This is a genomic window from Mycobacterium sp., from assembly GCF_008709575.1.
Classification (GTDB): Bacteria; Actinomycetota; Actinomycetes; order Mycobacteriales; family Mycobacteriaceae; genus Mycobacterium.
The window spans coordinates 116,064-128,787 of record NZ_VYIK01000001.1 but is presented as its reverse complement, the minus strand read 5'-3'; the positions used below and the strand labels follow the sequence as shown (position 1 = coordinate 128,787).

12 protein-coding genes, 1 tRNA gene and 1 pseudogene are annotated in these 12,724 nt (G+C 68.4%); 5 read left to right on the top strand and 9 right to left on the bottom strand.

The genetic code is table 11. The annotated features are described in order from the left end of the window. Nucleotides 1–1,497: glycerol kinase GlpK (gene glpK, locus F6Q13_RS00640; RefSeq protein ID WP_293050769.1), on the top strand; the 1,497-nt coding region annotated here is incomplete at its 5' end. Nucleotides 1,498–1,555: 58 nt separating this feature from the next. Here glpK and F6Q13_RS00635 read toward each other — a convergent pair. Further along, complete coding sequence (locus F6Q13_RS00635; RefSeq protein WP_367140738.1) at nucleotides 1,556–2,071, bottom strand: PadR family transcriptional regulator; 516 nt, start codon at nucleotides 2,069–2,071, stop codon at nucleotides 1,556–1,558. 171 nt (nucleotides 2,072–2,242) lie between these two features. Continuing rightward, the gene (locus F6Q13_RS00630) at nucleotides 2,243–3,070 is read right to left on the bottom strand and encodes an RDD family protein (protein WP_293050767.1); all 828 of its coding nucleotides are present in this window, start codon (nucleotides 3,068–3,070) and stop codon (nucleotides 2,243–2,245) included. A 58-nt stretch (nucleotides 3,071–3,128) separates the two neighbouring features. Between F6Q13_RS00630 and F6Q13_RS00625 the strand changes: the two genes are divergently transcribed. Then, nucleotides 3,129–4,121, top strand: a complete 993-nt coding sequence (locus tag F6Q13_RS00625) for a stage II sporulation protein M (protein ID WP_293050765.1) — start codon at nucleotides 3,129–3,131, stop codon at nucleotides 4,119–4,121. Between the two features lie 33 nt (nucleotides 4,122–4,154). Here the strand turns inward: F6Q13_RS00625 and F6Q13_RS00620 are convergent, their stop codons facing one another. From F6Q13_RS00620 to F6Q13_RS00600, 5 genes are read right to left on the bottom strand one after another with little or no spacing between them, the layout of a single operon-like run. Further along, a complete protein-coding gene (locus tag F6Q13_RS00620) occupies nucleotides 4,155–5,477 on the bottom strand; it encodes a DUF58 domain-containing protein (RefSeq protein WP_293050763.1) in 1,323 nt (440 codons plus the stop codon). Then, nucleotides 5,474–6,454 carry a MoxR family ATPase gene (locus F6Q13_RS00615; RefSeq protein WP_293050761.1) on the bottom strand — a complete coding sequence of 327 codons (981 nt, stop codon included), beginning with the start codon at nucleotides 6,452–6,454 and terminating at the stop codon, nucleotides 5,474–5,476. Before F6Q13_RS00615 ends, F6Q13_RS00620 begins: the two co-directional genes overlap by 4 nt. Continuing rightward, nucleotides 6,451–7,587, bottom strand: a complete 1,137-nt coding sequence (locus F6Q13_RS00610) for a DUF4350 domain-containing protein (RefSeq protein WP_293050759.1) — start codon at nucleotides 7,585–7,587, stop codon at nucleotides 6,451–6,453. Before F6Q13_RS00610 ends, F6Q13_RS00615 begins: the two co-directional genes overlap by 4 nt. Then, nucleotides 7,584–8,228: a DUF4129 domain-containing protein gene (locus F6Q13_RS00605; protein WP_293050757.1), complete on the bottom strand. Its 645-nt coding sequence runs from the start codon at nucleotides 8,226–8,228 to the stop codon at nucleotides 7,584–7,586. The genes F6Q13_RS00610 and F6Q13_RS00605 overlap by 4 nt, the downstream gene beginning before the upstream one ends. A gap of 13 nt (nucleotides 8,229–8,241) precedes the next feature. Then, nucleotides 8,242–9,468 (bottom strand): hypothetical protein, encoded by a 1,227-nt coding sequence (locus F6Q13_RS00600; protein WP_293050797.1) that lies wholly within the window; start codon nucleotides 9,466–9,468, stop codon nucleotides 8,242–8,244. 86 nt (nucleotides 9,469–9,554) lie between these two features. On the opposite strand from F6Q13_RS00600, the gene F6Q13_RS00595 reads away from it, so the two are divergent. The 3 genes from F6Q13_RS00595 to F6Q13_RS00585 all read left to right on the top strand — a co-directional run bounded on the left by F6Q13_RS00595 (nucleotide 9,555) and on the right by F6Q13_RS00585 (nucleotide 11,959). Next, on the top strand, nucleotides 9,555–10,019 hold the full coding sequence (locus F6Q13_RS00595) for a GatB/YqeY domain-containing protein (RefSeq protein WP_293050755.1): 465 nt from the start codon (nucleotides 9,555–9,557) through the stop codon (nucleotides 10,017–10,019). 196 nt (nucleotides 10,020–10,215) lie between these two features. Then, nucleotides 10,216–11,385 (top strand): PE family protein, encoded by a 1,170-nt coding sequence (locus F6Q13_RS00590; protein WP_293050753.1) that lies wholly within the window; start codon nucleotides 10,216–10,218, stop codon nucleotides 11,383–11,385. 178 nt (nucleotides 11,386–11,563) lie between these two features. Next, nucleotides 11,564–11,959 carry a DUF2511 domain-containing protein gene (locus tag F6Q13_RS00585; protein WP_293050751.1) on the top strand — a complete coding sequence of 132 codons (396 nt, stop codon included), beginning with the start codon at nucleotides 11,564–11,566 and terminating at the stop codon, nucleotides 11,957–11,959. A gap of 43 nt (nucleotides 11,960–12,002) precedes the next feature. Here F6Q13_RS00585 and F6Q13_RS00580 read toward each other — a convergent pair. Further along, nucleotides 12,003–12,076 (bottom strand) — tRNA-Pro (locus F6Q13_RS00580). Between the two features lie 287 nt (nucleotides 12,077–12,363). Beyond that, nucleotides 12,364–12,724, bottom strand: a pseudogene (locus tag F6Q13_RS00575) (PLP-dependent cysteine synthase family protein); the annotation flags it as partial.

Genomic DNA, 12,724 nt, shown 5'->3' with positions numbered 1-12,724 from the left:
ATCGACCAGGGCACCACCAGCACCCGCTGCATGATCTTCGACCACGACGGGGTCGAGGTGGGCCGACAACAACTCGAACACGAGCAGATCCTGCCGCGGGCCGGCTGGGTCGAGCACGATCCACTCGAGATCTGGGAGCGCACCTGTTCGGTGCTGACTGCGGTGCTCAACCGAACGAAACTGGCACCCCGCGATATTGCCGCTCTCGGCGTGACGAATCAGCGCGAGACGACGTTGGTGTGGAACCGGCACACCGGCCTGCCCTACTACAACGCGATCGTGTGGCAGGACACTCGCACGGACCGCATCGCTACGGCGCTAGACCGGGACGGTCGCGGCCAGGTGATTCGACGTAAAGCCGGCCTGCCACCGGCGACGTATTTCTCCGGCCCGAAGTTGCAGTGGGTTTTGCACAACATCGACGGGGTGCGCGACGCCGCCGACCGCGGCGACGCGCTCTTCGGCACGATCGACACCTGGTTGGTGTGGAACCTGACCGGCGGTCCCCGAGGAGGTGTGCACGTCACCGACGTCACCAATGCCAGCCGGACCATGCTGATGAACCTGGAGACTCTGGACTGGGACGACGAACTGCTGTCGTTTTTCGGCGTACCTCGGTCGATGCTGCCGACGATCGCGCCGTCGTCGTCACGGCAGCCCCATGGCAGCACGACCGATAGCGGCCCGGCCGGTGGCGAAATACCGATCACCGGAATTCTCGGCGACCAGCATGCCGCCATGGTCGGCCAGGTCTGCCTGGACCCCGGTGAGGCGAAAAACACCTACGGCACCGGTAATTTCCTGCTGCTCAACACCGGTGAGCAGATCGTGCGGTCAGCCCACGGCCTGCTGACCACGGTGTGCTATCAATTCGACGACGCCAAACCCGTTTATGCTCTTGAGGGTTCGATCGCAGTGACCGGATCGGCGGTGCAGTGGTTGCGCGACCAGCTCGGCCTTATCCGAAACGCCGCCGAGAGTGAGGAGCTGGCTCGCCGAGTCCCCGACAACGGTGGGGTCTATTTCGTCCCGGCATTTTCCGGATTGTTCGCTCCGTACTGGCGATCGGATGCCCGCGGTGCGATCGTGGGGCTCTCCCGGTTCAATACCAGTGCTCATCTGGCCCGCGCGACGCTCGAAGCGATCTGTTATCAGAGTCGTGATGTCGTAGATGCGATGCAAACCGATTCCGGAGTGCCCCTGGAAGTACTGAAGGTTGACGGCGGCATCACCGCCAACGACCTGTGCATGCAGATTCAGGCCGATGTCTTGGGCGTCGACGTGGTGCGCCCGGTCGTTGCCGAGACAACCGCGCTCGGCGCAGCGTATGCGGCGGGCCTGGCAGTCGGCTTCTGGAGCGACCCGCACGACCTGCGAGCCAACTGGCGGGAGGCCAAGCGGTGGACGCCGGCCTGCAGTGCCGAAGAGCGCGCTGCCGGATATGCCGGGTGGCGCAAGGCGGTCGAGCGCAGCCTGGACTGGGTCGACGCGTCGTAGCGAGCTCTTGACCATCGCCGAGCCGGCCCGGGAGGCTACTCGTCTTCGCTGAGGCGATCTACTCCCGCGGCGGCGTTGTGACCTTCTTTGCGGCGTCGCGACCCGCTTCCGTCAACTCGAAAAGCCTTTTGGCGCTGCCGGTTTCAGAACTTTCAATCAGCTCCTCATCGACCAGCAGTTGCAGGGTCGGATACACCGAGCCCGGGCCGGGCCGCCACAGGTCTTGGCTGCGGCGGGCAATCTCCTGGATCATCTCGTGGCCGCGCATCGGCCGTTCAGCCAACAACGCCAGGATTGTCGCGCGTACATCACCGCGACGCCCGTATCGACCGGCGCCGCCGCGCCGGCGAGCGCGCCGGGGCCCGACGTCGAATCCGGACCCGCCGGGACCACATCCCCGGCCGAATCCCGGCCGGAAGCCGCCGCGACCGGCATCGTGGCCGCAGAGGTGATCATGGGATTCCCGTCGGGCTTGCCGGCGCTGTTCGCGCAGCCGTTCCTCAGGACCCAGGCACAGGCTGCCGGGTCCACCGTCGGCAAAGGGTTTTTCGGAAGGGGCACAGGGAGTGTTCATGGTTGTTCCGTCCTGAAGAGGTCGTCGCACCAGATGTGCGACCGATGGAATTACGATATATCGATAAACAACGCGATGCAACGTTAAGTTCGACACCCTCGGATGCTCGCCAATGCTGCCGCGACCGATTTCCGGCAGATCGCCACAGCCGGGCCCAAGCCCACCGGGAATCTAGTGGGGCGGCACGAACCCGCCGTCGTGCGGCGGCTGGGGCTGGCCGGGCGGCTGCGGGGACGGCCAGCCCGGCGGCGGTCCTGGTGTGGGACGCAACCGCGCCAGCTCCCGGCGGTGTCGCTCGGCCAGAACAGCGGCCAGCACGAGCTGCGGCGGGGTACCGGGTGGAGGCGGCGGCGCGACGTGCGCCAGCACGTCACCGGCGATCCGGTTGGCCATCTGCTCGCGCAGCAGCGGGTCGAGTTCCGCAGCACGCGAAAGAAATCGACGGGCGATGTCGGCTCGATCGGGGGTCAGTCCCGACAGTTGCAGCGTCGACGCCCACCAAGCCAGCGACGGCGGCATCGCCGGCGGCGGCCCCAACGGTTGGCCACGCTCGCTGATGACGACCGTCCCGGCGAAGACGTCGCCGAGCCGTTTGGCTTTCGGGGAGAGCAGGCTGCAGATCACCGCGGGGCTGCCGAGCAACATCCAGATCTCGACCAGTGCGGCCAGCGCCCGAACCAACGCCTGGCGGAAGCGCTCCGGGCTGCCGTCGTCGGAGACAACCCGCAGACCCATCACGATCTTGCCCACTGACTTGCCCCGGGTCGCGGTTTCAAACACCAGCGGGTATCCGACGAACGTCAGCACGGTGAGGGCGATCAGAACCGCGGCGCTGGCGGCGGAGTCGAACTGGGTCAGCGTCGCCGCCCACAACATCAATCCGAGCAGGTAGCCCACGAGCATCACCGCGATATCGATCAACGCCCCGAGTGCTCGCACCGGCAACTGCGCGATCGCGACATCCAGTACGACGGCGTCCCCGGTCACCACCTCCGACATACTGCGAAACTACTCGGCTGGAACTCATCGGCGGTGACCCGCCAGTAGGCTGCGCCAGGTGGATGTCGACGCGTTCGTCTTTGCTCACAGTGACACCTGGAACCGGCTCGACCAATTGGTCAGGAACCGTCGGCGGCTGACCGGAGCGCAGATCGACGAGCTCGTCGATCTCTACCAGCGGGTGTCGACGCACCTGTCGATCCTGCGTTCGGCGTCATCGGATGCGGCGCTGATCGGGCGGCTGTCGAGGTTGGTGGCACGGGCCCGCGCCGCGGTGACCGGCGCGCACGCCCCGCTGGCTATCGAGTTCACCCGGTTCTGGACGGTGTCGTTCCCGGTGGTCGCCTACCGCACCCGGTGGTGGTGGCTGGCGACGGCGGTGGCGTTTTTCCTCGTCGCGGCCGTGATTGCGCTGTGGGTGGCCGGCAGCCCGGAGGTGCAGTCCGCCATCAAAGCGCCCAGCGACATCGACGAATTGGTCAACCACGACTTCGCGTCCTACTACAGCGAGCACCCGGCCCTGGCGTTTGCGCTTCAGGTGTGGACGAACAACGCCTGGGTGGCCGCCAAGTGTGTCGCGTTCTCGGTCGTGCTCGGGTTACCGATCCCGGTTGTGCTGTTCGTGAACGCCGCCAATCTCGGGGTCGTTGCCGGGCTGATGTTTGCGGCCGGCAAGGCCGGCGTCCTGTTGGGCCTGGTGGTCCCGCACGGCCTGCTGGAGCTGACGGCGGTGCTGTTGGCCGGCGCCGCCGGGATGCGGCTGGGCTGGTTGGTGATCTCGCCGGGCGACAGGCCACGCCGCTACGTGCTGGCCGAGCAGGGCCGTGCCGTCGCGTCCATCGCGATCGGGATCGCGGCCGTGTTGTTGGTTTCGGGCCTCATCGAAGCGATGGTGACCCCCTCGCCGCTGCCGACGGTGCTGCGGATCGGCATCGGAATCGTCGCCGAAGCGGCGTTTCTGACTTATGTCGTCTACTTCGGGCGACGCGCTGAACGGACCGGAGAAACCGGCGATATCGCCGATGCCCCCGACCTCGCGCCCACCGGCTGAGCGGATGGATCGGCCCGCACCCGATCCATCCTCCTACAGCCGTCCGGTGGCCTTCATCGCCAGGTACCGGTCGGCCAGCGCCGGCGCCAAATCGGCCGGTGCCGCGTCGACCACGTCGGCCCCGCGTTGACGCAACAGCGACGCGATCGCCCTGCGGTCGTTACGGGACCGCTCGGCCGCCGCCGCGCCGTACACCGCAGCCGCGTCGCCACGCTGGGCGGCCAGCCGGTCCACCAGCGGGTCGGTGACCGCGGCGATGATCACCCGGTGTCGTATCGAAAGCCGTGGCAATACCGGCAGCAGGCCCTCGTCGAGCGCGGTCGGGTTGAGGTCGGTCAGCAGCACCACCAGCGCACGTCGTCGGATACGCCCTATGATTTCGGAAACCATTGCAGTGAAGTCAGATTCGACGAGCTCCGGTTGCAATGACGCCATCGCGTCGACCAGTCGGGCGAGCACTTCGGTTCGTGGCGCGCCGAACACGCCGGCTCGGATGACCCGATCGTGGGCGAGGAAATCGACGTGGTCGCCGGCCCGCGAGGCGAGCGCCGCCAGCAGCAACGCGGCATCCATCAACCAATCCAGGCGTGGCCAGCCACCGGGAGCGGCGGCGGTTGGGTCGACTCCGACGCGGCCGGCCGCAGTGCGTCCGGTGTCGAGCACGATGACGACCCGGCGGTCCCGTTCGGGACGCCAGGTCCGGACCACGACATCGGCCCGGCGCGCGGTGGCGCGCCAGTCGATCGAACGGACGTCGTCCCCGACGACATACTCACGCAGCGAATCGAATTCGGTGCCTTGCCCACGGGTCAGGGTCGGCGACAGTCCGTCGATCTCACGCAGCTTGGCCATCCGCGCGGCCAGGTGTTTGCGGGACAGGAACGGCGGCAGCACCCGAACCCGGCCCGGCACCGGCGTCGAGCGTTGCCGCCCGGCCATCCCCAGCGGCCCGATCGACCGCGCGGTCACCGCAGCCGACCACTGATCGCCGCGGCGGACCGGCCGTAGCCAGGTGTCGACGCGCCGCACCTCGCCGGCGGGAATCTCGACGAGGTGGACCCGTGGTGCGGCGCGTGTGCTGGGCGCCCAGGCGTCGCGGACCTGGCCGCGGAACCCGCGGCCGCCGCCGTTGTAGATCAGCAGTGCGGCGCTGATCGTTTCGCCGAGTCGCACGCAGTTGTTGTGTGATCGGCGGAACCGCAGCGCGCGGGGGCTGGCGGCCAGCAACACGTCGACGACCACCAGCACCGTCAGCACCACCAGCAGGACAACGAAAGTCGTTGCCGGCCAGGGTGATACCGCTACAGGAAGTACGCAAACCAGCGCGAACAGCCCGGCGCGTCCGGTGAGGATCACCAGCGGGGTACCGGAACCGAGGCCAATATGGCCTCCAGCACACCGTCGGCGGTGGCGCCTTCCAGTTCCGCCTCCGGTCGCAGCATCACCCGGTGCCGCAGCGTCGGCCGGGCCATCGCCTTGACATCGTCGGGGGTGACGTAATCACGCCCGCACAGCCACGCCCACGACCGCGCGGTAGCCAGCAGCGCCGTCGCCCCGCGCGGTGAAACGCCGAGGCTCAAGGCAGGCGAGTAACGGGTTGCCCCGACGATGTCGACGAGGTAGCCGAGTAGCTCGTCAGCGACTCGAACCTGACCCACCGCGTCACGTCCGGCCGCCAACTCGGCCGGCCCGGCCACCGCGCGGATCCCCGACAGGTCCTGCGGGTCGAAACCGTGCGCATGCCGGCTCAGGATGGCGATCTCCGAATCACGCGGAGGCAGCGGCACGGTCAGCTTGAGCAAAAACCGGTCGAGTTGGGCCTCCGGCAACTGGTAGGTGCCCTCGTACTCGATCGGGTTTTGAGTGGCGGCGACCATGAACGGTTCGGGCAGCGGCTTCGCGTCTCCCTCCACGCTGACCTGGCGCTCCTGCATTGCCTCCAGCAGCGCGGCCTGGGTCTTGGGGGGTGTGCGGTTGATTTCATCGGCCAGCAGCAGGTTGGTGAACACCGGACCGGCCCGGAACACGAACGCCCCGGTGCGGGCATCGTAGACCAGCGAACCGGTCACATCGCCGGGCATCAGGTCGGGAGTGAACTGGACGCGTTTGAACTCCAGTTGCAGGGCTGCGGCCAAGGTGCGCACCAGAAGCGTTTTCGCGACCCCTGGCACGCCTTCGAGCAGCACGTGCCCGCGGCACAACAATGCGATGACCAGGCCGCTGACGACGGCGTCCTGCCCGACGACGGCTTTGGCGATCTCGGTGCGCAACGCCAGCAACGCCTGGCGCGCCGCTTCGGCCGCCGAGGTGTGGGCAGCTGTGGGGGAGGTCATAGGTGGGTAACCTGCCTTTCGATGTCGTCGAGCGCGCGGGCGAGGTGGACCAGCTCGGTGTCGGTGGCCGGAGGCGGTCCGAACAGCGTATGCCCGACGGTTGCCGGGTCGGCGCCGCTGTGCTGGGCGACGGCGATCGTCACTGCCGGCGCCGACGTGCCGGCACCCAGACCGAGCCTGGGAATCAGTCGCTGCAGCGTCGCGGTCCGCAATGCCTGCGCGGCGCGGTCGCGGGCGTGCCGCGAGCGGTAGAGCCGGCCGCGACCCTCGACCGTCTCGGACGCCCGCACCACCACCGGCAACTCCTCGGCGACCAGCGGTCCGACGCGGCGGCCCTGCCACAGCGCGACCAGTACCACCGTCAGCGCGAGCTGCCAGACCAGCCAGGAGACGTTGCGCGGGATCATGTCCACGATCTCGGTCGAGGAGGATGATCGACCCACGGGCCGGTGCGGGGCATACCAGATCAGCCGGGCCCGTTCACCGGCAAGATTCATCGCCAGCGCAGCGTTGCCGGCTCGCGCCAGCCCGCTGTTTGTCATGAAGTCGCTGTTGCCGACCAGGGTGACGGTGCGTTGGCCGTCGCGGTACCGCACCAACGCGCCGCCGTAACAGCTGATTGCCGCCAAGTCGCCCACCGGGGCATAGGTGTCGGCCGGACCGAATTGCACCGATCCGGCCCGGTTGGCCGCCCGCAGCACGCAATCGGGCCTGCTGTCCCCAACGCTGGCCCCGCTGCTGCGGATACCGGGCGCCAAGGCCGTCCGGGCGCGTGATGTCGGCTCCACCAACAGCAGGTCGCCCGGAGTAGCGGCCAACCGGTGCAACAGCTCCTCGCTGGTCAGGTATTGCGTCTGCGCGAGCAGCAGCAACGTGTCCGGACGGGCGGCGGCTCCCACCTGGGCCACGGTGTCGGCGACGACGACGTCGACACCGTGTTCCCGCAGCAGAACGGCCAACGCGTGGGCGCCTTCGGGCCCGGTCGATGCCGGGTCCAGCCGGCCGCCCGGCCGTGGTGCGGTCAGGTAGGTGCTGGCCGCGGCGACGACGCAGAGGGCGGCCAGCGTCAACAGCACCCACCGCAGGGAACGTCCGCGCCCCGTCGCGGTGGGCGGCCAACCGGTGCCGGTCACCGGAGCGGCGCCCGTGCGCCGGCGGGTTGCGGCCGGGATTCTGCCGCCACCGCGCGGAAACGCAGGTGGTCGTCGAGGTCAGCGATCATCTGGTAGGTGGTCGGCGTTGCCGCCCGATCCCCGTAGGTGATGTCGTTGAAGGCGGCCGCGGCTTTGGACAACTCGGCGGCTACGGGTGGCAGCTGGCGGCCGGCTTCGGCGGCCAGCTCGTTGGCCGTGCGGCCGGGCATCGGATCAAGCAAGCCGCTCTCCTCGAATCCGCGGGCGATTGCACGCAGCCGATGTCGGACCGCTGCCGCCCAATCACCTTCGGCCGCCGCGCTTTGGGCCGCTGTGCGATGTTGCGCCGCGCTGAGCTGACCGTGGTCGAACAGCGGCTGGTCGCCAACCCGCGTGGTTCGCGTGGTCTGCCGTGCTACCCGGATCGCGACCACTACGCCGAACACCAGCACCATGAGCAGCGCGGTGATGGTCAGCCATCCGCCAGGGACCGAAGAAGCTTTTTCCAGCAACCGGAAAACCAGGTCGTCGACCAAGTCGTGAAAACGCTGCCGCGCCGACGGTTTGGGATAGATCGCTTTTGCGAGTTCGTGTTGTGCGGCCCGGCGTGCGGCATCGCGGTCGATATCGATGGTGGGCATCTTTAGCCAGTACTCACACCGGGCGGGTCAGCCAGAGGTTGTCGATCGACGCGGTGTTCGCCGGGCCGCCGGCGGCGCCGGTCTGCAGGATCAGATCGAACGCCTCGGACCGAATCCGTCGATCGGTGTACAGCAGCGCAATGACTCCGGCGCTGAACGGTGTGGTGATGATACGGCCGATAGCCGATCCGACGGCGCCGACTGTCAGACTGATGAGGAGCAGAACCGGGGAAGGGCCGACTATCACCTGGCTCACGACATTAAACGGCGCGCCGACTGCACCCGCGACGACAAAGACCACGAGGAAGGTCAGCGTCCGGATACCCAGCACCCGCCAGAAGCTGTTACGCACCAGAGCGAAAGAGCGGGTGATTGCCTCGGTGATCGGCAGCCGCTCCAGCACGATCAACACCGGCGCGAACGACAGGATGGTGTAGAAGTACACCAGCATCGCGAGTCCGGAAGCAACAAGCGGCAACCCGAAAACGAATGCGGCCGCGTGATTGCCGACAACAGCGACCGCGGCGATCACCAACGCGATGACGCCGACGGCCAATAGCGCCCCGCCGGCTTCCAGTGCCGCCAGCCCCAGGAGTGCGGGCAACCGACCGCGAACCTTCGTCCACGCTTCGCTCACGCTGATCGTGGATCCGAACACCGCGCGGCCGACGATCACGGTGAGTATGCCGCTGAGCAGGACACCGGCCAGCCAGCTGACCAGACCACCGATCCCGACCGACGCCGGCCAGCCGGCCAGATCGCCGCCGGTGAGTTGGCCGTGCGTTGCGGGCGGCAGCCGGTTCGCCACGGCCAGGGGCCCTGCCGCCATGATCAATGCGATGAGCTGCACGATCACCACGATCACGGCCGTCAGTCCCAGGGTGGCCGCAGGATTGGCCCGGATGTAACCGACAGCGCCGTTGAAGATGTCGCTGAGGCTCAGGGGCCGTAACGGAATGATCCCGGGCCGGAGCGCTCCGTAGCCGGGTGGTGGGTAGCCGGGGTAACCCGGGTAGCCCGGTGGGGGTCCGTAGCCGGGTGGGGGTCCGTAGCCGGGTGGGGGTCCGTAGCCCGGTGGTGGGTAGCCGGGGTAACCCGGGTAGTAGCCCGGTGGGGGTCCGTAGCCCGGTGGGGGTCCGTAGCCCGGTGGGGGTCCGTAGCCCGGTGGGGATCCGTAGCCCGGTGGGGAGAATCCGGGCTCTGGGTAATCCAGATAGTCGGGCGGCGGCGTGCTCACCAGGCGCCGCCGTCGTCGTCGAACATGGCTCCCATCCTGTCGGCCGGAGGGGCATTTCTCAACGACGTGCGCGGCGTAGCGTCACGGCTGTGACGGAACTCAAATCCCGGCTGCGGGCTGATTTGACCCAAGCGATGAAGTCTCGGGACAAACTGCGTACCGCGACGTTGCGTATGTTGCTGGCCGCGATCCAGAACGAGGAGATCGCCGGCGAACAGCCCCGGCAGCTTTCCGACGACGAGGTGATCACGGTGTTGGCCCGGGAGTCGCGCAAACGCGCGGAGGCGGCCGAGATCTATACCCAGCAAGGCCGTGGCGAGCTCGCCGCGGAGGAGCATGCCGAGGCGCGGATCATCGACGAGTACCGACCCACCCCGCTCACCGAGGCGGAGCTGGCCGACGTCGTCGACACCGCGATCGCCCAGGTGGCCGAGCAGCTCGGCGAGCGACCCGGCATCAAGCAGATGGGCATGGTGATGAAGGCAGCCATCGCGATCGCCGCCGGTAAAGCCGACGGCGCGCGATTGGCCGCGGCGGTTAGAGCCCGGTTGTAGCGACGCGGGCTTCCCACCGATCCGACCCTGTTAGGTAGATCACTCCTTGAGTCTCCATGCTGGATGTTCGGCCCCCGACGATTGCGCCGTTCCTTCATCGATGATTGACGTACCGCAAGATCACGATCAAGATCAGAACGGTTGGGTGGTGACATCGGCGGCAGCGTCAGATCTTCGGGAACGTGGAATGAGGTTGATGGCTCGTCGGCCACGCAGCAGTCGGGTTGCCGCACAGGACAAGAGCCGGGGCACCGTGCGCGGCGTCGGGCTGGGTGCCGCGGCGGGCGTGCTTGCCGCGGTGGTGGTGGCTCCGACGGTCCCGACTCCTCACGCACAGGCTGATTTTCTTGATTTGATCGTGGATCCGCTGATGAGCGCGGCCGATGTCGGCGCTGCGGCGTCGGTCGGGGGCGCCGATCTGGTCGCTGGGCTGGACGCGGCCTCGGCGGAACCGCTGGCCGAGTTGACTTCGGTGCTCGTCGATATGGTGGCCGGGCTGAACAGCGGGATCAACGGGGTCGCGCAGGATTGGATCACCAGCCCGGTCGGTGAGGCCGTGGATGCGGTGCTCAACGCGCCGTCGGTGTTTTTGTTCGGCCGTGATCTGATCGGCAACGGGTTTGACGATTTCACCGGGACTAACACGTCACTGCTGGGGTACACCGGCGCGTTCGGCAATCTCGGCGACGGCGGGTTCTTGGTCGGTAACGGCGGCACTGGAGCCCCGGGGGTCGCCGGAGTCGACGGGGGTGTCGGCGGGGCCGGCGGGTATGCGGGATTGATCGGTGACGGCGGAGCCGGCGGTGTGGGTGCTCCCGGTGACGCCGGCGGTACCGGTGGCAACGGCGGCTCCCTGATCGGTGACGGTGGTGTCGGTGGCGCCGGCGGGGCGGCCACCACACCCGGCGGTGACGGTGGCCCCGGCGGCGACGGCGGCCGGGCGATTTTGTTCGGTAACGGCGCCGCGGGCGGTCCCGGTGGGTCCGGAGCCGACGGGACGAGCGGAGAAGACGGGGGTGTCGGCGGTGCCGGCGGACCCGGTGGCGACGGCGGGAAATCCGGGGAGTTCATCGGCGACAGCGGTGCCGGCGGAGCCGGTGGCAACGGCGGCGCCGGCGGAACAGCGTCCGGTGTCGACGGGGCCGGCGGTGTCGGCGGCGCCGGCGGTGTCGGCGGTAATGCTGTCAACTCGATCGTGTCGATCGGCGGCCCCGGCGGTCACGGCGGTGCCGGCGGCACCGGCGGCACCGGCGACGGGGTGGCCGGTACGCCCGGTGAGCCCGGTCAGCCCGGTTTGACGTCGACCGACTACAACGGTGGCGACGGCGGGGCCGGCGGAGCCGGCGGAGCCGGCGGGAGACTATGAGGATGACGACGCCGCCGGGGGTCGGCTGAAGCTAGCGCCGCTAACCTATCTGTGTGCCAACGTATTTAAGCCCAGTCCGGTGACCGGTAAGCCCGGTAGTGCCACCGCGATGACGCCTGCCCTGGTCCGGTCGGCAGGTTGTGCGAGGGGCCTTGCGAGGCGCAGAAGGTCCAATCGGATGGGTATCGTGAGGACCGTCTCCGTGGCCCTGGTCGTGGTTCTCGGGGCGTTAGGTTCGGCCGGTTGCCGGCCCGAGAAGGACAAGCAGTCCGTGCACACCAAGACGGTCAGCAAGTCCACCTTCAAGGGCGTCTGGCCGCTGATCCCTGAGTCGGGAGTCCTGGCCTGCGACGCCGGCGCGGTCACTTTCCGTCCCACCGACAGCAACGACATCTACGCGGTCAATGCGATCGCGGGAAGCCGGGCTGACCGGCAGGGCTGGCGAGGGAGCTTGGAGCACATCTGGTTGACGGCCGGAGGCGGGCACAGCGACCGCTCGGGCGTGTCCCGGGTACCGCTGACCGATTTGATCGACGCAGGGCTCAAGTTGTGCGGGCCTCCATGGAGCAGTTGAGCCACCGTCCGCGCACATCCGGGCCGCCGGTGCCCGTCACCGGTCGGGGTGGCGGGATTTGAACCCACGGCCTCTTCGTCCCGAACGAAGCGCGCTACCAAGCTGCGCCACACCCCGCGTGAAGCCACGACAGCGTATCGCATCCGTCGGGGGCTGCACCAAAACGGATTGAGCAGCGAACGCCGAGCCGCACAGATCACACCGCGCCGGGATAGCGACGCGCGCCACAGCGTGCAGGGGAATCAGCGAGGGACCAGCAAAACTTGATACAAGCACGGTCGGTGCGACGGAAGCGAGGGGATCATGACGGTGTTGGGCGCCGTGGTGTTCGGCGGACTGTTGGCTGTCGGGGTGGTGTGGTTGTTGGTGACCGCTCCAGCCAGCGAGGTCCACGACCTGTGGGATCAGTCCCAGCGGCAGGAGCGCTCGAATTCGGCCAGCGCCGCGGCGGCGGGGACCGGATCCACCCCCTGGGCCTTGACCCATTCGTCGCAGAAGTAGGTATCGGCGTAGCGATCGCCGCTGTCGGCCAGCAGCGTGACCACCGAGCCGGGCCGGCCCTGGGAGACCATCTCGGCGATCAGGCCGAAAGCGCCCCACAAATTCGTGCCGGTCGACGCCCCCACCCGGCGGCCCAGTACGGCGCTGGCATGTCGGGCGGCCGCAATCGATGCCGCGTCGGGCACCGACACCATCGCGTCGACCACACCGGGAAGAAACGACGGCTCGACCCGCGGCCGGCCGATGCCCTCGATGCGGGACGAC